The organism is Streptomyces griseofuscus, from assembly GCF_014673495.1.
Lineage (GTDB): Bacteria > Actinomycetota > Actinomycetes > Streptomycetales > Streptomycetaceae > Streptomyces > Streptomyces murinus.
In genome coordinates this window covers 5,327,456-5,349,280 of record NZ_CP051006.1, presented here as the reverse complement: position 1 = coordinate 5,349,280, position 21,825 = coordinate 5,327,456, and the positions used below count along the sequence as shown (strand labels likewise).

The 21,825-nt window shown below is 72.6% G+C and carries 16 protein-coding genes and 1 other RNA gene; 4 read left to right on the top strand and 13 right to left on the bottom strand.

Translation table 11 applies throughout. The annotated features are described in order from the left end of the window. Positions 1–53: 53 nt before the first annotated feature. The 3 genes from HEP81_RS24210 to HEP81_RS24200 form a co-directional block, all read right to left on the bottom strand. The gene (locus HEP81_RS24210; RefSeq protein WP_037651406.1) at positions 54–2,408 is read right to left on the bottom strand and encodes a HelD family protein; all 2,355 of its coding nucleotides are present in this window, start codon (positions 2,406–2,408) and stop codon (positions 54–56) included. Positions 2,409–2,547: 139 nt separating this feature from the next. Then, positions 2,548–3,111 (bottom strand): CGNR zinc finger domain-containing protein, encoded by a 564-nt coding sequence (locus tag HEP81_RS24205; protein WP_037651404.1) that lies wholly within the window; start codon positions 3,109–3,111, stop codon positions 2,548–2,550. Between the two features lie 105 nt (positions 3,112–3,216). Continuing rightward, complete coding sequence (locus HEP81_RS24200; RefSeq protein ID WP_190276031.1) at positions 3,217–4,629, bottom strand: FAD-binding oxidoreductase; 1,413 nt, start codon at positions 4,627–4,629, stop codon at positions 3,217–3,219. 481 nt (positions 4,630–5,110) lie between these two features. Between HEP81_RS24200 and HEP81_RS24195 the strand changes: the two genes are divergently transcribed. Beyond that, entirely contained in the window at positions 5,111–5,935 is an 825-nt protein-coding gene (locus HEP81_RS24195; RefSeq protein ID WP_037651401.1) for a class I SAM-dependent methyltransferase, read from the top strand. Here HEP81_RS24195 and HEP81_RS24190 read toward each other — a convergent pair. The 6 genes from HEP81_RS24190 to ftsE form a co-directional block, all read right to left on the bottom strand. Then, positions 5,892–6,353, bottom strand: a complete 462-nt coding sequence (locus HEP81_RS24190) for an ankyrin repeat domain-containing protein (protein ID WP_037651399.1) — start codon at positions 6,351–6,353, stop codon at positions 5,892–5,894. The genes HEP81_RS24195 and HEP81_RS24190 overlap by 44 nt on opposite strands. Positions 6,354–6,472: 119 nt before the next feature. Then, positions 6,473–6,841: a transfer-messenger RNA gene (gene ssrA, locus HEP81_RS24185) on the bottom strand. 92 nt (positions 6,842–6,933) lie between these two features. Beyond that, entirely contained in the window at positions 6,934–7,476 is a 543-nt protein-coding gene (gene smpB / locus HEP81_RS24180; RefSeq protein ID WP_037651396.1) for an SsrA-binding protein SmpB, read from the bottom strand. 57 nt (positions 7,477–7,533) lie between these two features. After that, positions 7,534–8,700 carry a S41 family peptidase gene (locus HEP81_RS24175; RefSeq protein ID WP_172636951.1) on the bottom strand — a complete coding sequence of 389 codons (1,167 nt, stop codon included), beginning with the start codon at positions 8,698–8,700 and terminating at the stop codon, positions 7,534–7,536. Positions 8,701–8,767: 67 nt separating this feature from the next. Next, a complete protein-coding gene (gene ftsX / locus HEP81_RS24170; RefSeq protein WP_037651393.1) occupies positions 8,768–9,685 on the bottom strand; it encodes a permease-like cell division protein FtsX in 918 nt (305 codons plus the stop codon). Positions 9,686–9,728: 43 nt separating this feature from the next. After that, positions 9,729–10,418 (bottom strand): cell division ATP-binding protein FtsE, encoded by a 690-nt coding sequence (gene ftsE / locus HEP81_RS24165; RefSeq protein ID WP_037651391.1) that lies wholly within the window; start codon positions 10,416–10,418, stop codon positions 9,729–9,731. A 227-nt stretch (positions 10,419–10,645) separates the two neighbouring features. Between ftsE and HEP81_RS24160 the strand changes: the two genes are divergently transcribed. Then, positions 10,646–10,837, top strand: a complete 192-nt coding sequence (locus tag HEP81_RS24160; protein ID WP_037651389.1) for a hypothetical protein — start codon at positions 10,646–10,648, stop codon at positions 10,835–10,837. 129 nt (positions 10,838–10,966) lie between these two features. Here HEP81_RS24160 and HEP81_RS24155 read toward each other — a convergent pair whose 3' ends face one another. From HEP81_RS24155 to HEP81_RS24140, 4 genes are all read right to left on the bottom strand, one after another. Then, the gene (locus HEP81_RS24155) at positions 10,967–11,875 is read right to left on the bottom strand and encodes a hypothetical protein (RefSeq protein WP_037651387.1); all 909 of its coding nucleotides are present in this window, start codon (positions 11,873–11,875) and stop codon (positions 10,967–10,969) included. A 306-nt stretch (positions 11,876–12,181) separates the two neighbouring features. Continuing rightward, complete coding sequence (gene prfB / locus HEP81_RS24150) at positions 12,182–13,288, bottom strand: peptide chain release factor 2 (protein ID WP_037651385.1); 1,107 nt, start codon at positions 13,286–13,288, stop codon at positions 12,182–12,184. A gap of 148 nt (positions 13,289–13,436) precedes the next feature. Continuing rightward, complete coding sequence (locus HEP81_RS24145; RefSeq protein WP_037651382.1) at positions 13,437–14,669, bottom strand: serine/threonine-protein kinase; 1,233 nt, start codon at positions 14,667–14,669, stop codon at positions 13,437–13,439. Positions 14,670–14,781: 112 nt separating this feature from the next. Further along, positions 14,782–16,485: a serine/threonine-protein kinase gene (locus HEP81_RS24140; RefSeq protein ID WP_037651873.1), complete on the bottom strand. Its 1,704-nt coding sequence runs from the start codon at positions 16,483–16,485 to the stop codon at positions 14,782–14,784. A 416-nt stretch (positions 16,486–16,901) separates the two neighbouring features. Here HEP81_RS24140 and HEP81_RS24135 point away from each other — a divergent pair, with 416 nt between their 5' ends. Both HEP81_RS24135 and HEP81_RS24130 read left to right on the top strand, forming a co-directional pair. Further along, entirely contained in the window at positions 16,902–20,219 is a 3,318-nt protein-coding gene (locus HEP81_RS24135; RefSeq protein ID WP_037651380.1) for an FHA domain-containing protein, read from the top strand. A gap of 228 nt (positions 20,220–20,447) precedes the next feature. After that, positions 20,448–21,824, top strand: a complete 1,377-nt coding sequence (locus tag HEP81_RS24130) for an ABC transporter substrate-binding protein (RefSeq protein WP_037651378.1) — start codon at positions 20,448–20,450, stop codon at positions 21,822–21,824. Position 21,825: the final 1 nt, after the last annotated feature.

Below are 21,825 nucleotides of genomic sequence, written 5' to 3'. Positions count from 1 at the left end.
GCTAACAAACGGATGCCGGATGCCGTTCCCCGCGCGGGGAGTTCGTCGAAAACTCAGTCGCGCAGCAGATCCGGCACCCCGGCCGCATCCGGCTCGTCCCGCTCCCCCGACACCACCGTGAGCTGCTGGGTCGCCCGGGTGAGCGCCACGTAGAGCACGCGCAGCCCGGCCGGGGACTCGTCGGCGATCTCCGCGGGCGAGACGACGACCGTCGCGTCGTACTCCAGTCCCTTGGCCTCCAGGCTGCCGAGCGCCACCACCCGGTCGCCGAGCCCGGCGAGCCAGCGTCTCGCCTCCTCGCGCCGGTTCATCGCGACGACCACGCCGACCGTGCCGTCCACCAGGTCCAGCAGCCGCTCCGCCTCGGCCCGCACGGTGGCCTGGAGGGACTCCTGTACGACGGTGAAGCGCGGCGCGACGCCGGTGGAGCGTACGGCGCGGGGCGACTCGGAGCCGGGCATGGCGAGCGCGAGCACCCGGGCGGCCAGCTCGGCGATCTCGGCGGGGTTGCGGTAGTTCACGGTGAGCTGGAAGCGGCGCCTGGGGCGGCTGCCCAGGGCCTCGTCCCGGGCCTCGGCCGCCTCGTCCGGGTCGGACCAGGAGGACTGGGCCGGGTCCCCGACGACCGTCCAGGTGGCGTGCCGGCCGCGGCGGCCGACCATCCGCCACTGCATCGGGGTGAGGTCCTGCGCCTCGTCCACGATGACGTGCGCGTACTCGGTGCGCTCCTGCGCCAGCCGCTCGGCCCGCTCCCGCTGGGTCTCCTCGCGCACCGGCATCAGCTCCTCCAGACCGGTGAGCTGGTCCAGCGGGTCGAGCTCCCGCTTCTTGCGGGGCCGGGCGGGGGCGCCGAGGATCGCCTGGAGCTCGTCCAGCAGGGCGATGTCGTGCACCGTGCGGCCGTCGCGCTTGAGCGAACGGGCCACCTTGCGCACCTCGCCCGGGTTGAGGATCCGGCGCGCCCAGCGGCCGAGCCGCTTCTCGTCGGCCATGGCGTCGAGCACCCGCGCCGGGGTCAGCTCCGGCCACCAGGCGTCCAGGAAGCCGATGAAGGCGTCCTCGCCGGTGATGTCCTCGTCGAAGGAGGAGCGCAGCTCGGCGGCCAGCTCCGGGTCGGTGTGCCGGGACCCGGCGCCGGACTTCTGCCACAGGGCGTCCAGCAGCAGCTTGCGGGCGCGCGGGCGCAGCAGGTTGACGGGGGCGGTGCCGCCGAGGGCCGCATGGCGGATGCGGTCCAGCTCCGCGGCCTCCAGTTCGAGCCGGCGGCCGAAGGCGACGACACGCAGCCGGGCGGGGTCGACGGGACGCGGCGTGTCGTCGTCGTACTCCTCGTGGCCCGCCCGGACGGCGGCGCCCAGCTCCAGGGCTCCCCTGGCGGCCTTCCGCAGCACCTTCAGCATCCGGTACGAGCCCTTGGCGCGGGCCACGGACGGGGAGTCGTACAGCGTCGCCGTCACGCCGTCGACCAGCGAGCCGATCGCCCGGATCGCGACCTGGCCCTCCTCGCCGAGCGAGGGCAGCACGCCCTCGGTGTAGGCGACGAGCAGCGGGGTCGGGGAGACGATCAGGATGCCGCCCGCGTACCGCCTGCGGTCCTGGTAGAGCAGGTAGGCGGCGCGGTGCAGGGCGACGGCGGTCTTGCCGGTGCCGGGGCCGCCCTCCACGTACGTGATCGAGGCGGCGGGGGCCCGGATGACGAGGTCCTGCTCGGCCTGGATGGAGGAGACGATGTCCCGCATGGTGTGGCCGCGGGCCTGGCCGAGAGCGGCCATCAGGGCGCCGTCGCCGATGACGGGCAGTTGCCGGCCGTCGAGGTAGGCGGTGAGCGCGGGCCGCATCAGGTCGTCCTCGACGCCGAGCACCCGGCGCCCCTTGGACCGGATGACCCGCCGGCGCACCACCCGTCCGGGCTCCACGGGGGTGGCCCGGTAGAAGGGCGCGGCGGCGGGGGCGCGCCAGTCGATGACGAGCGGGGCGTAGTCCGCGTCGAGGACGCCGATCCGCCCGATGTGCAGGGTCTCGGCGATGTCGGCGGTGTCGTCCTCGCGCACGGCGCCCTCGGCCGGCTCGACCGCCGTGTAGGCCCCGTCGGGCCCCTTCTTGCCGTCCTTGCCGAGCAGCAGGTCGATGCGTCCGAACAGGAAGTCCTCGAACTCGTTGTTCAGCCGGTTCAGGTGGACCCCGGCGCGGAAGACCTGCGCGTCCCGCTCGGCGAGCGCGCCGGGGGTGCCGACCTGGCCCCGCTGGGCCGCGTCGTTCATCAGGAACTCGGCCTCGTGGATCTTCTCCTCCAGCCGCCGGTACACCCGGTCCAGATGTGCCTGTTCGACGCTGATCTCTCGGTCGCGCACGGAGTCCTGTGCGTCGTGTTCCGAGCCGACCGCGGAATGCTGAACCTGAGCGGCCACCGGGCCCCCTTCTGACGTGCTGGGCAGCCGTCAACCGTACGCGAAGGGAGGCGGGCGAGGCTACGGGACCCGGGCGCTTTCCCGGATACGGCGATCTTGTATGTGAGGGTGCCGACGGCTCACGCGCGGGCCCCAGCGCTCACGCACGGGTCAGGGCGGCCGCCCGGCGGCGGTGGCGGGCCACCCGTTCGCGGTTGCCGCAGACTTCGCTGGAGCACCAGCGCCGGCGGCGGCCCCGGGAGGTGTCGAGGTAGAGGAGCGGACACTTGTCCCCCTCGCACTCGCGAAGGGCGGCTCGGGCGACGGGGTCGGTGAGCAGCTCCACGGCGTCCCGGGCGAGGAGCGCCAGCAGGGCGGCGGGCCCGGGCGGCGCGACCAGCTCCCGGACGAGCGGCCCGTCGCCGTGCCGTACGGCACAGGGCACCGGCGGTGTCGCCCGCGCCGCCTCGTTGACCCGTCCGAGCGCCCTTGCGTACGACACCGTCCCGCCGCCGCGCCGTACCAACTGCCCTATGTCCTCCCGCACTTCCCTGAACCGCACCACCCAGGTCTCGTCGGCGTGCCCGAGCCCCGTGCCGGCCGGCACCAGCCCGGCCTCCTCGATCCAGCCGCACAACGCCCGGACGGAGTCGAGCCGTTCACCTGGATGACCGGTCGCCAACAGATCCAGACAAACCCGTCCGGCATCGAACCGCAGCGCCATGTGCCTGTCACCGCCTAGGCATACGGGGAGTCGTACAGCCACCTCCCTCCCACAGTGCCCGTCCGACCGCTTCCCCGGAACCCCCCGCACGGGGGCCGGTCGTGCTCAGGCCGGCGAGATGTTCTGGTTGGCCCGGAAGAAGTTGGCCGGGTCGTAGGTGTGTTTGACCTCGGCCAGTCGGTCGTAGTTGGCGCGGTAGGTGGCCCGTACCCGGTCGGTGGACTCTTCCTCGCCCAGGAAGTTGAGGTAGCCGCCGCCCATGGAGTGCGGGTGCAGCTCGGTCCAGTAGTCGACGCACCAGCGGCGGAGCAGGGCGGCGTTGGCCGGGTCCGGGTCGATGCCCGCGATGACGCCGGACCACAGGGCGTCCCGGTAGGCCCAGGCCGTCTCGTCGGGGCCGGGGCGATGGGCCGCTCCGTCCACGGGGTACAGGTGCATGGTGGACAGGCCGGTGGGGAGGTTCTGGCCGTACTTCTCGTGCACGGCGATGGCGTCGTCGGAGATGGCGTCGAAGAAGTCCCCGCGCCAGTACCACTGGAGCCCCGTGGGCAGCAGCTGGTCGAACATGGTCTGGAGGGCGGGGTAGGGCATGACCGTGGTGAAGTGGAAGGCGGGCGGCCCGGCGGCGGCCACGCCGGCGACGGCCTTCTCCAGCCGCGCCCGCTCCTCCTCCGGGGCCGTCCCGGGGTGCGCCGGCGTGTGGCACCACACCACCCCGCACATCTTCCTTCCGTGCAGCGGCTCGGGGAACGGCGGCCCGGGCGGGACCGTCAGCAGCGCGAAGAACCCGCTCAGCTCCTCAGGCGCGCCCGGCAGGAACTCCCGGTACCAGCGCAGCACTTCACGCACCTGGTCGACGGGCCAGAGGGTGATCGCGACCCCGACGGTGTCCACCGGGTGCAGCCGGAAGGCGAAGGACGTGACGACGCCGAAGTTCCCGCCACCGCCCCGCAGCGCCCAGAACAGATCGGGGTGCCGGTCGGCGGAGGCGGTGACGAAGCTCCCGTCGGCGAGCACCACGTCCGCGGCGAGCAGGCTGTCGATGGTCAGGCCGTAACGGCGGGTGAGATGTCCGTGGCCACCGCCGAGGGTGAGCCCGCCGACCCCGGTGGTCGACATGATCCCCGAGGGCACCCCCAGCCCGAAGGTGTGCGCCGCGTGATCGAGATCGCCGAGCCGGCTCCCGCCGCCGACCCGGGCGGTCCGGGCCTCCGGGTCGATGTGCACCCAGCGCATGGGCGTCAGATCCAGGGTGAGCGCGCCGTCCACCAGGCACAGCCCCGGTCCGCTGTGCCCGCCCCCGCGCACGGCCGTCGCCATGCCGTTGTCCCGTGCGAAGGCGAGCGCGGTCCGTACGTCCGCCACGTCCACGCACCGCGCGAACGCGGCGGGGCGCCGGTCGATCATGGCGTTGTAGATGCCGCGGGCCCGGTCGTACCCGGGATCCCCCGGTCCTACGACGCCTCCCCGCAGAGCCCCCCGCAGAATGTCCAGAGCGGTCTCGTCGATGACGCTCATGGCCGAACACCTCGGTTCGCGCAGCAAAACCCCTGCCAAACGCCGCAAACATTGTCCGCCCGGGACGGGGCCTTCGCACGCCGGGCGCCGGCCTCGGAGCGGGCGGCGCTCACGGACCGGGATGCCGTCCTCGCCCGGCCGCTCCCCGAGGTCCGGATGCGCCGCCGACGCGGCATCGGTCGCGGCTCCTCGTCACCGATCCAGCCCCGCCGGTCCCGCTCCACCTCGGCGAGATGCCGCACCAGGCCGAGCAGCCGGCCAGGTGGTCCCGCAGCGTGGCCGACCCGCCCGCCACGGAGCCACCGACGCTCTCGCGCGGATCGTCCTCCGGGTCGACCCACATGTCGGCGTGAACGGTCGACTTGGTCCAGCGCACGGGTCGGTCGGTCACACGGCCATCGTCGGGGGGTGAACTCCCGAGATCGCCATCGGGTTTCGCGCACCGGGGCCGAGGGGGTACGGGGAGCCGTAGGGTCGGGAGATGACGAACAGCGCTGTGCAGGAGGAGTTCCTCCGGTCCTTCCACGCCGTCCGGCCCGCCGTGACCGCCGAGGCGTTCGGGCGGGGGCGGGGGCCGGACGGGCGGTCCAGTTACGAGCTGCTGCGCGACCGGGTGGCCGGGCATCGGCGGGTGCTCGATCTCGGTTGCGGGGACGGGCTGTTGCTCGAACTGCTCGCCCGGGACGGCGACAGGGAGCTGGCCGGGGTGGACCTCTCGCCCCGGTCGCTGGCCCTCGCCCGGCGGCGGCCGGCGCTCAGCGGGGCACGGCTGCACACCGGGCGGGCGCAGGAACTGCCCTTCGCCGAGGGGAGTTTCGACGCCTGTGTCTCCCACCTCGCGCTGATGCTCATGGGCGACATCGAGCAGGTCGCGGCCGAGACGGCCCGGGTCCTCGTACCGGGTGGGGTGCTCGCGTGCGTGATGGGCGGCGGGGCGGTCGGCGGGGAGGCGTACGAGCGGTTCGTGCGGCTGCTGCGGCGCGCGGGCGAGGAAAACCCCGCGCGCATCCCCGCGTTGGGGGACAGGCGGGTGCGCAGCCGGGAAGGGCTCGACGAGGTGCTGCGGCCGGTGGGGTTCGGAGATGTCGAGTGGGAGACCGTGCCCATCGACATCGGCGGGACCCTGGAGCAGGTGTGGGAGTCCATGTCCGGGCTCTACGATCTCGCGCCGATGACCGAGAAGGCCGTCGCCCGGCTCCGTCAGGACTTTCTCGCCGAGGTCGCGGACCTGGTCACGCCGGACGGCATCGTGCCCTGCGGGTTCACGGTGCACCTGGCCTCGGCACGGCTCGCCCGGCCGGTCTGACGCACACGGCTCCCGCCGCGGCCAACCGGTCCGCGGTCTCGGTGTGCGGGCCGATCAGCGCCCACTGAAGGGGCGTACGGCCGGTGCCGTGATCCTCGCGGAGGTTCGGGTCGGCGCCGTGGGCCAGCAGGGCGCGCACCGTCTCGGTATGGCCCCAGCACGCCGCCGCGCACAACGGCGTCCCCTCCGCCCCCGGCCCGGCACTCTCGGTGTCGGGGTGGGCGCCGGCCGTCAGCAGGAACCGGGCGATCTCGGCCTCGCCGTTCACGGACGCCGTGTAGAGGGGGGTGGTGCCGTCGCCGTCGGCGCCCGCGGGGTCGGCCCCGGAGCGCAGGGCCGCCCTCACACCGGCCGCGTCCCCCATCAGGATCGCGGTGAACAGGCGTCGGGAGAGCTTCTTGCGTCGCCGCTGATTCATGGGAGGCAACAGTAGAAGCCGTCCATGGGGCGGTGCCGGCGATAAAGGCGCATGACAAAGGCCCCGCCGCGTGAAGCGACGGGGCCTTTGCCCACATGGGGTTACCTCCCGGAGGAGGTTCGTGGAGATGGCGGGAATCGAACCCGCGTCCAACGGTGCGGAATCAGGGCTTCTCCGTGTGCAGTTCGCTGTGCTTTTCTCAGCCCCGGCGATCACGCGAACAAGTCGCCGACGGGCTCAGTCACTGTTTGATTTCCCTCTTCACCCCGTGACCGGGATCAAGGTTTAGTCCCCTAGCTGATGCCAGGATCCGGGTCGGGAACAGCCCCGGGCTGACACTTCGCAAGTCGCTACTTAGGCAGCGAGGGCGAAGGAATCGCGCTTGGTGTTGGCGATTATTGTTTTCGGCCTGTGGTTTACGAGATCATGGCCGCTTCCTCGACACGCTTCCCCTGCTTCGACATCCGCTGTCGAAACCGATCATCCCCATGTTGTTTTTTCAAGGTGCGCACCGGGCTGACGTCCGATGCTGCCGCCATCGTACGGGAACAACGCGGCTCCGTGCCACCGTATTCCCGCCCTACACGCCGCGCTGCCTCCGCTTCGCCGCGGCGATGGCGCGGTCCGACTCCCGACGGTCCTGCTTCTCCCGCAGGGTCTGCCGCTTGTCGTACTCCTTCTTGCCCCGGGCGAGCGCGATCTCGGCCTTCGCGCGGCCGTCCCGGAAGTACAGGGCGAGCGGCACGATGGTGTGACCGGTCTCCTGGGCCTTGGACTCCAGCTTGTCGATCTCCTCGCGGTGCAGCAGCAGCTTGCGCTTGCGGCGCGCGGAGTGGTTGGTCCAGCTGCCCTGGTGGTATTCGGGGATGTGGGCGTTGTGCAGCCACGCCTCACCCCGGTCGATGTGGACGAAGCCGTCCGTCAGCGAGGTCCGGCCCTCGCGCAGCGACTTGACCTCGGTGCCGGTGAGCACGATCCCGGCCTCGTAGGTGTCGATGATCGCGTAGTCGTGCCGGGCCTTCTTGTTCTGGGCGACGATCTTGCGCTTGCCGCCCTTCTCGCCGTCCCTGGCCTTGCCCGCCCCGCCGCCCTGCTTGGGCTGGGACTCCTTGGGTACGTACATTCCCTTGCTCATAGTGCCGTCCATTTTCGCACTACGCGGGGGGCTCGGGGCCAGCCCTTATTCGGCGTCGCCCAGGCCGGTGAGCACGGTCTCGGCGCGTTGCAGCACGCCGTCCCCGGCCTCCAGGTCGGGCGTGATGCCCCGGCCGTCGACCGCGTGCCCGGAAGGGGTGCGGTAGTGGCCCACGGTCAGCTCGGCCACCGAGCCGTCCGGGAGGCTCGTCGGCATCTGGATGGAGCCCTTGCCGAAGGTGCGGGAGCCGATCACCACCGCGCGGCCCCGGTCCTGGAGGGCGCCGGTGAGCAGCTCGGCCGCGCTCATGGTGCCGCCGTCGACCAGGGCGACCAGGGGGCGGGCGGTGTCCCCGCCGGAGGTGGCGTGCAGGGCGCGCGGGGCGCCGTCGACGTCATAGGTGGCGACCAGGCCGCCGTCGAGGAAGGCGGAGGCGGTGGCCACGGCCTCGGCGACCAGGCCGCCGGAGTTGCCGCGCAGGTCCAGCACGATCCCGTCGCCGGGCGGGGCGGTCCGCAGCGCCTCGCGGACCTGGGCGCCGGTGCCCTTGGTGAAGGCGGCGATCCTGATCAGGGTGGCCCGTGCCGACAGCCGGCGGACGCTGACCGAGTCGGTCGTCAGGGTCGCCCGGCGCAGGGTCTCGGACCAGGCGCGGGTGCCGCGCTGGAGGCCGAGGGTGACGGTCGTCCCTGCGGGCGCGTCGTCGGCGTCGCCGCGCAGCCGGGAGACCACCTCGGTGACCGGGAGGCCGTCCGCGCTGGCGCCGTCGACGCTGCGCAGCCGGTCGCCGGTGCGGATGCCGGCCGCGGCGGCGGGCGAGCCCGGCCGCACCCCGGTGACCTCGATACGGCCGTCCTGTTCGCGCGCCGCGGAGAGTCCGACGCCGGTGTAGCGGCCGTCGAGGGAGTCCTGGAACTCCTGGTAGTCGCCCTCGGAGTAGACGGCGCCCCAGCGGTCGCCGCTGCGGCTGACGGCCCGCTCGGCGGCCTCCATCGGGGACGTGCCGTCGGCCATCGCGCGGGCGGCGGCCTCCCGTACGTCCTCCTTGCGGACGGCGCCCACGGGCACCGTCGTCGTACGGCGGGCCGGATGGTCGGGGTCCGGGAAGGCCCCGGTGACCGCTCCGGCGGCGAGGACTCCGGCGAAGACCAAGGTCAGCGCGGCCCCTTGACGGGCGCGCCGAGGCGGACAGAGCGGGTCTCGGCCGGACATGGCGGTGAGTCTAGGACAACGGGCCTCCTGTCACGGCCCGTTGCCCCGCCCGCCGTCTTGGTTTGCGTCACACCTTCAGGTACTTGCGCAACGCGAAGAACGCCGCCAGGGCCGGCATCAGCACACTGGTCGCGAGGATCAGCGGCAGCTTGGTCAGCACCGAGTCCCAGCCGACGAAGTTGATCAGCGTCAGCTTGTGCGAGAGGTCCATGCCGTGGTCAATGGTGAAGTACCGGCCGACCACCAGGAAGACGCAGGCCAGACCACCGCCGATGAGCCCGGCGACCGCGGCCTCGGCGATGAACGGCGCCTGGATGTAGAAACCGGAGGCGCCGACCAGGCGCATGATCCCGGTCTCACGCCGACGGCTGAACGCCGACACACGCACGGTGTTGACGATCAGCAGCAGCGCCACGAACAGCATGAGCGCCATCACGCCGAGCGCGCCGCGGTTCATCAGGTTGAGCAGCTGGAAGAGGTTGTCCAGGATGCCCTTCTGGTCCTGCACCGACTGCACGCCGTCCCGGCCGTTGAACGCGGTCGCGACCACCTGGTACTTCTGCGGGTCCTTGAGCTTGATCCGGTACGACTCCTGCATCTGGTCCGGCGTCAGCGAGCCGGCCAGCGGGGAGTTGCCGAACTGCTCCTTGTAGTGCTTGTACGCCTGGTCCTGCGACTCGTACGACACCTTCTCGACGATCGGCATCTTCTGCAGGTCAGAGAGGATCTGCTTCTTCTGGTCCTCGGTGACCGCGCCCTTGGCGCAGTGCACGTCCTGCTCGGCGTCGTGCTTGTTGCACAGGAAGATCGAGACGTTCACCTTGTCGTACCAGTAGCCCTTCATGGTGCTCACCTGGTCGCTCATCAGCAGGGAGCCGCCGAAGAGGGCCAGGGACAGGGCGACGGAGACGATGACCGCGAAGGTCATCGTCAGATTGCGGCGGAGACCGACACCGATCTCCGACAGGACGAACTGGGGGCGCATGGCGTCGGGTTGTGCCTTTCCGTGGACGAACTGGGGCGCGAGGTCAGTGCTGGTAGCCGTAGACGCCGCGGGTCTGGTCGCGGACGAGGCGGCCCTTCTCCAGCTCGATGACGCGCTTGCGCATCTGGTCCACGATGTTCTGGTCGTGCGTCGCCATGATGACGGTGGTGCCCGTCCGGTTGATCCGGTCGAGCAGCTTCATGATGCCGACGGAGGTCTGCGGGTCGAGGTTACCGGTGGGCTCGTCGGCGATCAGCAGCTTGGGCCGGTTGACGAACGCGCGCGCGATGGCCACGCGCTGCTGCTCACCGCCGGACAGCTCGCCGGGCATCCGGTCCTCCTTGCCGCCGAGGCCGACGAGGTCGAGCACCTGGGGCACGGACTTGCGGATCTCGCCGCGGGACTTGCCGATCACCTCCTGCGCGAAGGCCACGTTCTCCGCGACCGTCTTGTTGGGCAGCAGGCGGAAGTCCTGGAACACGGTCCCCAGCTGGCGGCGCATCTGCGGCACCTTCCAGTTGGAGAGGCGGGCGAGGTCCTTGCCCAGCACGTGCACCTGGCCGTGGCTGCACCGCTCCTCACGGAGGACCAGCCTCAGGAAGGTGGACTTTCCGGAGCCGGAGGACCCCACGAGGAAGACGAACTCGCCCTTTTCCACTTCCAGTGAGACATCCCTGAGTGCGGGACGGGTCTGCTTGGGGTAGACCTTGGAGACATTGTCGAATCGGATCACGGATGCACCACGGGTCGCCGGGGGTAGATGAGCGTGACCATACGCGAACCGGGTGCGCAAGCGCAGGCGCAGGCAGAGGTTGGGCAAGACTTGTACGCTTTTGCACCGGCCGCCGCGGCAGGGGCCCCGCGCACGGTGCGGTGGAAACTGGCACAGTGGGAGGGGAACGTTCGCGTTCCTGTGAGCGTTGTACGAAGTGATACGGCCGGTGCGAGGAGGGCGAGCGCATGACGTACGACCGGTTGGTGTGCGCGAACTGCGCGGCGCCCGTGAGCGAGGGCCGGTGCCCGGTGTGCCGTGCCAACCGCGAGCGTCTCCAGCAGGAGGGCTTCCTGGGCGGGATCAACCCCATGGCGCTGATCGCGCTGCTGGCGGTGCTGATCGCCGCGGTGGTGCTGCTGGCCCACCAGACCGCCTGACCCCGTGAGCCCGGCCAGGTAAGAGACGGTCGCGTAAGAGGCGGCCGAGAAAAACCCCAGAAACACGTCAGGGCCCGGAGCGGAAGCTCCGGGCCCTTGTGCGTACGCCGGGTACGCGGGCGGCTACCGTCAGGCGGCCGCGCCGCCCCGGCCCGCCAGGCGCGGCAGGACGCGGAAGCCGATACCGCCGGCGATCATCGTCGCGGCGCCGATGATCAGGAACGAGGTCTGCCCGGCACCGGTCTCGGCGAGCTGCTTGCCACCGGTCTGCGGCTGCGGGTTGTCCGACCCGGTGTCGGTGAGGGCCGAGGAGCCCTCCTCCTGGGTGGCGTTGTCATTGCCGCCGCCCTGGGGGCTGTCGCCACCGGTGCCGTTGCCGCCGGTGCCGGAACCGCCACCGGTGCCGCCGCCGTGGTGACCGCCACCGCCGTTGCCGCCGCTGTTGCCGCCGCCGGTGCCGTTGCCACCGGAGTTGCCCTGGCCACCGGTGTTGCCGTTGCCGCCGGTGCTGCCGTTGCCACCAGAGTTGCCGTTGCCACCGGTGTTGCCGTTGCCGCCGGTGGTCTGGTCGCCACCCGTGGTGGTGGTGGTGGTGTCGCCGCCGGTGGTCTGGTCGCCACCGGTCGTGGTGGTGTCCCCGCCGGTGGTCTGGTCACCGCCGGTCGTGGTGGTGTCGCCACCGGTGGTCTGGTCGCCGCCCGTGGTGGTGGTGTCCCCGCCGGTGGTCTGGTCGCCACCGGTCGTGGTGGTGTCCCCACCGGTGGTCTGGTCACCGCCGGTCGTGGTGGTGTCGCCACCGGTGGTCTGGTCGCCACCCGTGGTGTCGTTGCCGCCGTCGGTGCAGATGCCGATCGGGCAGCCGCCATCGGTGTCGCCACCGTCGTTCTGGCCGTCGACACTCGCACCGAGGCTGATCGGGCCCGCCTGGACATTGAGGTCCAGGGCGGAGGCCGCACCGGCGGCGGTCAGCGACGCACCGGCCGCGATCACGGCGCCCGCGGCTATCCGCGCGACCCGGATCCGCGTCTTCTTCGTCATATGGTTGCTACCCCCAGTAGCTGTTCGTCAATGAGGCCGCGCAGTGGGGCTGGCAGTGATCGACGGAGGCAGCCGGCGAAGCCCGAATCAAGGTCGAGCGATTCGGCACCCCCGGTTCACATGCACCCCAGATACACGCATGCCGCGCTCACCCTTCCGATTTTTCAAAGCAACGTCAAGGGCGTTCTATTCGCTTTGCCCGAACCGGAGGGGATTCAAGGGGATTTGAAACGTGTGACTGTGACGTAAAAGCCGGACAAAACAACAACTGCCGCCACACGGGCGGCAGTTGTCATGTCGACAAACTTACTTCTCCTGCTGCTTGCGCCAGCGAATGCCGGCCTCCAGGAAACCGTCGATCTCACCGTTGAAGACGGCCTCGGGGTTGCCGACCTCGTGCTCGGTACGCAGGTCCTTGACCATCTGGTACGGGTGGAGCACGTACGAACGCATCTGGTTGCCCCAGGAGTTGCCGCCGTCGCCCTTGAGGGCGTCCATCTTGGCCTGCTCCTCCTGGCGGCGGCGCTCCAGCAGCTTGGCCTGGAGGACGTTCATCGCGGTGGCGCGGTTCTGGATCTGCGACCGCTCGTTCTGGCAGGAGACCACGATGCCGGTGGGCAGGTGGGTGATGCGGACCGCGGAGTCGGTCGTGTTGACGCCCTGGCCGCCGGGGCCGGAGGAGCGGTAGACGTCGATGCGCAGCTCGGACTCGTCGATCTCCACGTGGTCGGACTGCTCGACCACGGGCAGCACCTCGACACCGGCGAAGGACGTCTGGCGGCGGCCCTGGTTGTCGAAGGGCGAGATGCGCACCAGGCGGTGGGTGCCCTGCTCGACGGAGAGGGTGCCGTAGGCGTACGGCGCCTGCACGGAGAAGGTGGTCGACTTGATGCCGGCCTCTTCGGCGTACGACGTCTCGATGAGCTCCGTCTTGTAACCGCGCTGCTCGGCCCAGCGCAGGTACATCCGCTGGAGCTTCTCGGCGAAGTCGGCGGCGTCGACGCCACCGGCCTCGGCGCGGATGTTGACCAGGGCCTCGCGGGAGTCGTACTCGCCGGACAGGAGGGTACGGACCTCCATCTCGTCCAGCGCCTTGCGTACGGCGGCCAGCTCGGACTCGGCCTCGGCGCGGGTGTCCGGGTCGTCCTCCTCCTCGGCCATCTCGAAGAGGACCGAGAGGTCGTCGATGCGACCGCGCAGCGCCTCCGCCTTCCTGACCTCGGCCTGGAGGTGGGAGAGCTTGCTGGTGATCTTCTGCGCCTCGTCCGGGTTGTCCCACAGGGACGGGACCGCCGCCTGCTCCTCAAGCGCGGCGATATCTGCCCTCAGCTTGTCGAGGTCCAGGACGGCCTCGATCGACTCCATGGTCGAGGAGAGGGACTTCAGCTCTTCGGATACATCGACGACTGCCACGGTTCAAGCGTAACGGCTGTGGCAAGCGACCTCCGCCGCGCTGCTCCTGGCCGGGTCTCGCCCACCCGTCCACCCGTCTCGGTGGGCGAGCGGGAAGGGCGGGCATGCCGGGTGCCTCGTGCGGGGCGGGGACGACGGGGCGGGCGGGTCAGGGGGTCGAGGATGTCGAGGCCGGGGGCGGAGTGTCCTGCGGGGAGTCCGAGGTGGCCCACCACGCGCCGGCCGACACCAGGGCGGCCACGGCCACGCCCGCCACTCCCAGGGTGATCCGCCGCCGCCGTACCGCCGCGCGGTGCTTCGCCGAGCCCGGCCGGGGGGCTCCCGCGGAGCGCGGTGCCCGGGCCGTGCCGTGCGCGCCGCCGGCCAGCTCGTCGGGCGCGGGCACCCGCATCGACGTGTGCGTGTCGCGGTTGGAGTCGGGCCGGGAGCCCTGGACGAGGGAGACCGCGCCCCGTCGTCGTACCGGCTCACCGCCCGCCGGGGGCGCGGGCGTCGCCGGTTCCTCCTCGGCCGCCTCCTCCGAGAGGTCCGGCTCGTCCACGTCCAGCGGCGGCAGCCCGGCCAGTGTGGGCAGCTGCTCCCGCAGCCGCGCCGCCAGCTCGGAGGCCCGCAGCCGGGACGCGGGCGCCTTGGCGAGGCACTGCACGATCAGCTGCCACAGCTCCTCGGGGATGCCGGGGAGGGGGACCACCGTCTCGGTGACATGGCGGCGCAGCACCGCGCCCGGGTGGCCGCCGCCGAACGGCGTGAAACCCGCCAGCAGCTCGTAGAGCACCGTGGCCAGCGCGTAGATGTCCACGGAGGCCCGCGGGGGCAGCCCCTCGACGATCTCCGGGGCCAGATAGTCCGGTGTACCGATGATCTTCGTGGCGCGGGTCCGCCGGGGCGCGTCGATCAGCTTGGCCACCCCGAAGTCGGTCAGCAGCGCCGGATGCGCCCCGCCGGGGCCGAGCGGTCCCTGCATGTCGAGCAGTACGTTCTCCGGCTTGACGTCCCGGTGCACGACCCCCGCCGCGTGCGCCGCGGCCAGCGCGTCCGCGACATCGGCGGTGATCGCCACCGCGGCCTCGGGCGCCAGCCTGCGCTCCCGCTCCAGGCGGGTGCGCAGATCGGTGCCACGCACCAGGTCCATCACCAGGGCCAGGTCATTGCCGTCGACGACGAGGTCGCGCACGGTGACGATGTGCGGGTGCTCCAGCCCGAGCAGCGCGGTGCGCTCCTGGACGAAGCGCCCGACCAGCTCCTGGTCCGAGGCGAGGTCCTCCCGCAGCAGCTTGATCGCGACGGGTCCCTCGGGCCCCTCGCCCAGCCACACCGTGCCGGCGCTGCCCCGCCCCAGGATCTGGTGCGCGGTGTACCGGCTGCCGATCTTCCGTGCCAAGACTGCTCCTACAGACGCGTGTTGTCGTTAAAACTACGCGTCCGGGGAGCCAACCTTCACCGTGGAGGCGGAAATCACCCGTCAGATGTCGACAAATCCACTACCCCACGGATCAGTTGTTGCCGCCCAGGCCCTTCACCCAGTCGCTCACCTGGCCGGCCCAGTGGGACAGCTGGTGCCAGTAGCCGCGGCCCTGGCCGACCCAGGTGTGCAGCGGTGTCAGCTCCCAGATCAGCCAGCTCGCCACCACCAGGATGACGATCGTGAACAGGCAGCCCTTCAGACAGCCGAGCCCGGGGATCTTCATCGGGTTGGCGCTGCGCTGCCGCGGCGCCCTGGGCTCCCGCGCGGGCCGCTGCGGCTGCTGCGGCGGGGCGTACTGCTGGGGCTGGCGCTGAGGCTGGTGCTGCTGAGGCTGCTGGGGCGCGTAGCCGTACCCCTGCTGGTAGCCCTGCTGGCCCTGCCCCTGCTGCCGGCCGCGCTGCTGCGGCTGCTGCGGGCGCGGCTGCGGCGCCTGCCGCGGCTGGTGCTGCGGGCGGGCCACCTGCCGCTGGGGCCGGTGGTGCAGCGGGTCGTCCTCCGGGGAGAGGTACTGGATCTGCGTCTGCTCATTGCGGTCCCGGGCGGCCCGCAGCTGGTTCTGCCAGGGGTGCGGCTGCTCGGGTCCGGAACCCTGCGGCCCGGCTCCCTGCGGCCCGGTGTTCGGCAGCACGGCCGTCGGATCGGCCGCGCCGGTGTGCGGCAGTACGGCGGTGGGGTCGGCGGCACCGGCGGGCCCCGCGGTGTGCGGCAGGACGCTGGTGGCGCCGTTCGGGTCGTACGAGCCCTGCGGGGCGCCCGTCGGCAGTACGGCGGTGGGATCGGCCGCGCCGACGATGCCCGGCTCGCCCGGCACCGAGGTCGGGGCCGGGTCGGGGGCGAGCAGCGCGCCGACGCCCTCGGCCGCCGCGATCTGGGCGGAGTTCGCGTGCACCCCGACGCCCTCGGCGACGACCCGCAGGCCGCGCGCGAGGTTCTCGGCGCTGGGCCGCTCCAGGGGGTTCTTGCGCAGACAGCGCTCGATCACCGTCCACAGCGGGTCCGGCACGGTGGAGGGCCGGCGCGCCTCGGCGCTGAGGTGCTGGTGCAGCACTTCGAGCGAGGTGGCGCCGGAGAACGGCGGACGACCGGTGACCAGCTCGTACAGCAGGATGCCGGCGCCGTACACATCGACGGCGGAGGTCTGCGGGCGGCCCTCGGCGGACTCCGGCGCGACGTAGGCGGGCGTGCCGACGAACTCCTGGGTGCGGGTCAGGCCCGGGGAGTCGGCGAGGCGGGCGATGCCGAAGTCGGTCAGCATCGGGTGCATCTCGCCGTCCAGCTGCCGCAGCAGCACGTTGGCGGGCTTGAGGTCGCGGTGGACGACGCCGTCGCGGTGGCTCGCGGCGAGCGCGTCGGCGACCTGCGCGGTCAGCAGGGAGGCGGCGACCGGCGTCAGGGGGCCGTTCTCGCGCAGATAGCGGTGCAGGTCGGGACCGTCGACCAGGTCCATGACCAGCGCCAGCAGCTCGCCCTCCACGACCAGGTCGCGGACCCGGACGATGTTCGGGTGGGTGAGCCGGAGCAGGACGGAGCGCTCACGCAGGAAGCGCATCACGATGTCCGGGTCGCTCGCCAGCTCTTCCTTCAGGACCTTGATCGCGACCGTTTCGCCCGGCTGGCCGGCGACGGCCGCCTCCGCGCCCGCGGTCTCGCGCTGGCGGGCACGCCAGACGGTGCCTGTGGCGCCGCGTCCGAGCGGCTCCTCAAGCAGGTACTTGCTGCCGACTGGCCGCACGTCACGCGCTCCCTGCTGCTTGCTGATGCTGCTTGCCTGCATTCCGGATGTTCCGAACCACTGTAGTGGTGCCGCGTGGGACGCCACGTAAGCGTTCCCGGGCAGGCTCGATGGAAAGACGCGCGTCTTTCGTCCGCGGTTGCCCGAAGCCGGACGGAAGCAGCCGGAAGCAGCCATCGGAGGGTACGGAAGCCGCCATAAGAGGGGACGTGACCGATCTCAACTGATCGCCGCCGTGGTCCATGTCAGGCACTTTTGGGGTCAGAGCCGACCAATCAAGATCACTTCGCACCGGGTGGCGGGCACGGTGTCGGCGGCAGGTGCGAGGATGCTCCCCGTACTGGCCGACGTGCTCATGTGGGGTGGGGGGTAGTCCGCGCCCGCGCAGACCCGCGCAGAAGGGACCGCTGACGCCGATGCAGATCCGGCTGACCGTCGTAGACCCGCCGGGCCCGCCCCCACAGCGAGGCGCGAGCCGGGATGTGCTGGTCACGGCGCCCGTGGGCACCGACCTCGCCGCGGTCGCGTCCGCGCTGGCCGGAGCGGTCACCGGGGAGGGCGCGGGCCGCGACACCGGGGGCGCGGCGGTCGTGCTCTACGCCGGTGCTGAGCGGCTGGATCCGCGTCGCGCCGTGCTCGGGGAGCCACCGCTGGTCGACGGCGCCGTACTGGCCCTGGGCGCGCCCCTGGCCGCCGAACCGCATCCCGAACTGGACGACGCGCCCACGCAGCTGCATGTGGTGGCGGGCCCGGACGCGGGCGGGGTGCATCTGCTGCACGGCGGCCGGATCACGGTCGGGCGCTCCGCGGACGCGGACGTACCGCTGGACGATCCCGATGTCTCACGGCTGCACTGCGCGGTGACGGTGGGCGCGGACGGCCGGGTGTCCGTGGCGGACCTGGGTTCCACGAACGGTACGACGCTGGACGGCACCCGGATCGGGGAGCGGGCGGTGCGGGTGCCCGCCGGGGGCCTGCTGCGGGTCGGGGAGTCGGCGCTGCGCCTCGCGCCCGGGGGCCCGCGGACGCGGGTGCCGGTGGTCGCGGACGGCGAGGGCTGCCTGCGCGTGGGGCCCGGTGCGGCTGCGCCGGACACCGGGTTCCCCCCTGCCGCGCCCGGCGGGACATGGACCAGTCCCGCCGACGCACCGCGGCCGTCAGGAGAGGGCACCGGGCACGCCTACGGCTCCGCCTCCTGGGGAGCCGCGGACGCAGGACTCACCGGACGCGACGGCGACACCCACGCGGGCCGGTTCGGCGTCGGCGACGGGGCGCAGAGCGTACGGCGGCGGGGGCTCGGCGCCTGGGCCCGGCGGCTGGCCGGCGGGCGCGGGGAGCAGCCGGCGGACGGCGCGCCCGGGTACGGCGAGGCGGCCTCGGCCGGTGGCGCCCCGGACGCCGGGGTCCCGCGGCGGCCCGACACCTGGCCGGACCCCGCGGCCCTGCTGCTCACCGCGCTCGGCCCCGGCCCCCGGCTGTGGGAGCGCGGCCCCGGCCATCCTGAGGCGCTGACCCTGCGGCTCGGCACCGCCGACCGGAGCGCGCCGGACGGCTCGGGCCTGCTGCCCGCCGTACCGGTGACCGCCGCGCTGCGGGAGGCGGGCGCGCTGGGCCTCGCCGGTCCCCGGCCCCGGCTGTCCGGGCTGGCCCGTGCGGTGCTGGCCCAGCTCGCCGCGCTGCACTCCCCCGATCTGCTGGAGATCGTGCTGATCAGCGCGGACGGCTCCCGCCCGGTGGAGGAGCGGGCCGCCGAGTGGTCCTGGCTGGGCTGGCTGCCGCATGTCCGTCCGAACCACGGCCAGGACTGCCGCCTCCTGCTGGCCTACGACCGCGAACAGGCCGCCGCCCGCACGGAGGAACTGCTGCGCCGGGTGGACGACCTCACGGCGCGCGGCACGGGGACCGCCGGGGCCCGCTCGATCCCGGCGCAGAACACCGGGGGCTCCGTGGGCTGGGGCTCCGGGGGCTCCGGGGGCTCCGGGGGCTCCGGGACGCGGTCGTACCCGAGGTCGTACGACACTCCGCTGATCCCCCACCAGAGCCAGGCACCCGGCACGCCCGGTACGCCCGGTACGCCCGCCGGACCGCTCGGTGCCCCGGCCTCCGGCACCCTCTCCCCCGCCTTCGGCACGCCGCCCCGGAGCCCGCGCCGGCCGTCCTGGGCCAAGGACGAGGCCGACCTGGGCGGCACCGGCTTCCCCGGCCCCTACACGGTGGTCGTGGTCGACGGCGACCCCGGCGGGACCGGTCTCCAGGAGGCCCTGGCCCGGCTCGCCGCGGTGGGCCCCCGGGCCGGGGTGCATGTGCTGTGTCTGGCGGAGGTCTCCGCGTCCTCGGCGGCCTCCCCGGTGGCCCGCACCTACGACACCGCGTGCACGGTGACCCCGACGCTGCGGCACTGCGGGGCCGTGGCCCTGCTCAGCGGCGATGTGGCCGGCACCCTCCAGCTGATGCGGGTCGCGCCCGGCGGCCCGGTGACGCCCGGGGTGCTCGCCACGGTGGACGCGGTGTCCCCGGCGTGGGCGGAGCGGTTCGCGCGGGCGCTGGCCCCGCTGCGGCCGGACGGCCCGGCCGGCGCCGGGCACGCGCGGGTGGCCGCGCCGCTGCCGCAGTCGGCGCGGCTGCTGGACGAGCTGGGCCTGGCCCGGGCCACCCCCGCCTCGCTGATGGCCCGCTGGGCGGACGCGGCCGACGATCCGGAGGCGCTGGGCGGCCGGGCCCGTGCCGTGCTCGGCGCCGGACCGCACGGCCCGGTCACCGCGGACCTGGTGGCCGACGGGCCGCATCTGCTGATCGAGGGCCCGGCGGGCAGCGGCCGTACCGAGCTGCTGCGGGCCGTGGTGGCCTCGCTGGCCGCGGCCGAACGGCCGGACCGGCTCGGCATGGTGCTCATCGACGGCCGGGACGGCGTCGGCACCGGCAACGGGCGCAACGAGGGCCTGCGGGTCTGCGTGGAGATACCCCATGTGACGACCCATCTGATCGCCAACGACCCTGTGCGCATGCGGGAGTTCGCGCAGTCGCTCAGCGCGGAGCTGAAGCGGCGCGCCGAGCTGCTGGGCCGGACCGACTTCGCGCAGTGGCACGCGGGGCGGGTGGCACCCGGCCGGGTGATCGCACAGCGCACCCCGCCCGGCGCGGGGGACATCGAGACGCCGCCCAGCTCCACGCTGCGGCTGCGGCCGGGCGCGGCGGCACGTCAACGCGCCGAGGCGGTACCGCCGTTGCCCCGACTGGTGGTGGTCGTCGACGATCTGGACGCGCTGGTCTCCCCCGCGCTCGGCGCCCCGGGCCGGCCCGCCGCGGGCTCGGTGACACGGGCCCTGGAGGCGGTGGCCCGGGAGGGCGAGCGGCTCGGTGTGCACCTGGTGGCGGCGGCCGGCACGGACGGCCGTACGGCGGACAGCGAACCGGCCCGCCGGGCGACCCTCCGCATCCGGCTCGCGGCCCCCCAGCAGGGATCCGACGAACCGGCCCCGGGGCGCGGCGAGTTGGCCCATCTGGACGCGTCCGCGGTGGGGTTCCAGGCGGGCCGGGTCACCGGCCGTATCCCGCGCACCGCGACCCAGCGCCCCACGGTCGTCCCGCTGGACTGGCACCGCATGGGCGATCCCCCCACCCGCCGCCCCGTCCGCGAACTCGGCAACGGCCCCACCGACCTGGCCCTGCTGGCCAGTGCCGTGGAACGCGCCGCCCGCCAGGTCGCGGCCGCCCAGGTGCCCTCGCTGCTGTAGGCGCCGGTACGCCCCAACTCATCCTGGATCAAGGGGCATACACCGCTGATCACGACCCGGTCACGATCACCCCTTCGCGCCCGCAGGCGCTCTTGCCCCGCCTGCGCGGCCCGCGTACACCGGAGCGCACGAACAGTGTTCCGGCGTTCACGGTGCACGGACGTCGACGGTGCACGGAGGTGCGCGGACGTGCGCGGTGCGCGGCGGAGAACGACGAACGGGGAAGTGATGCACAGCAGGAGCAGCACCATCCGGACCGGCAGGGCCGTCGGCGCGGTCGCCGCGTTGCTCGCGGGGGGCCTTGTGCTCGGCGCGTGCTCCGGCGGGGGCGGCGACGACAAGAAGGACAAGGGGAGCGCGCCGTCCGCCGGCGGCTCCGTGTCGCTGCCCAAGCTGGACGGCGCGCATCTGGAGATCGCGGCCGTGTGGACCGGGCAGGAGCAGACCAACTTCAAGAAGGTACTGGCGGAGTTCGAGAAGCGGACCGGCGCGCAGGTCACCTTCGTGCCCGCGCAGGACCCGATCATCAACTTCCTCGGATCGAAGATCGCGGGCGGGCAGCCGCCGGACATCGCGCTGCTGCCGCAGCCGGGCGCCATCAAGCAGGCCGTGGACAAGGGCTGGGCCAAGCCGGTCGGGCCGGACGCGCTCAAGGAGGTCCAGAAGAACTACTCGCAGGGCTGGCAGGACATCGGGAAGGTGAACGGCAAGCAGTACGGCGTCTACTACAAGGCCGCCAACAAGTCGCTCATCTGGTACAACGCCAAGGTCTTCGAGAACGCGGGCGCCAAGGAACCCACGACGTGGAAGGACCTGCTGACCACCGCGCAGGCCGTCTACGACTCCGGGGTCACGCCCTTCTCCGTGCCGGGCGCGGACGGCTGGCCGCTGACGGACTGGTTCGAGAACGTCTACCTCTCCCAGGCCGGGCCCGAGAAGTACGACCAGCTCGCCCAGCACAAGATCAAGTGGACCGATCCCTCGGTGAAGCAGGCGCTCCAGACGCTGGCGCAGATCTGGGGCAAGAAGGACTATCTGGCGGGCGGCCAGGACGGCGCGCTCCAGACCGAGTTCCCGAACTCGGTCACCCAGACCTTCACCGGCGGCGACCAGCCGAAGGCCGCGATGATCTACGAGGGCGACTTCGTGCAGGTCAACATCGGTGAGACCAAGGCGAAGGTGGGCACGGACGCCAAGGTGTTCCCGTTCCCGGCCGTCGGCTCCACCGCGCCCGTGGTCTCCGGCGGTGACGCGGCGGTCGCCCTGAAGGACTCCAAGGCCGCGCAGGCCCTGATGACCTTCCTCGCCTCCCCGGACGCGGCCACCATCCAGGCCGAGCTGGGCGGCTATCTCTCGCCGAACAAGAACGTGGCGATCTCGGCGTACCCGAACAGCGTCCAGCAGAAGATCGCCAAGTCGCTGATCGCGTCCGGTGACGACTTCCGCTTCGACATGTCCGACCAGGCCCCGCAGGCGTTCGGCGGTACCCCCGGCAAGGGCGAGTGGAAGGATCTCCAGGACTTCCTGAAGAACCCGGGCGATGTCGCGGGCGCCCAGGCCGCGCTGGAGAAGGACGCGGCGGCCGCGTACGGAAGCGGGAGCTGAG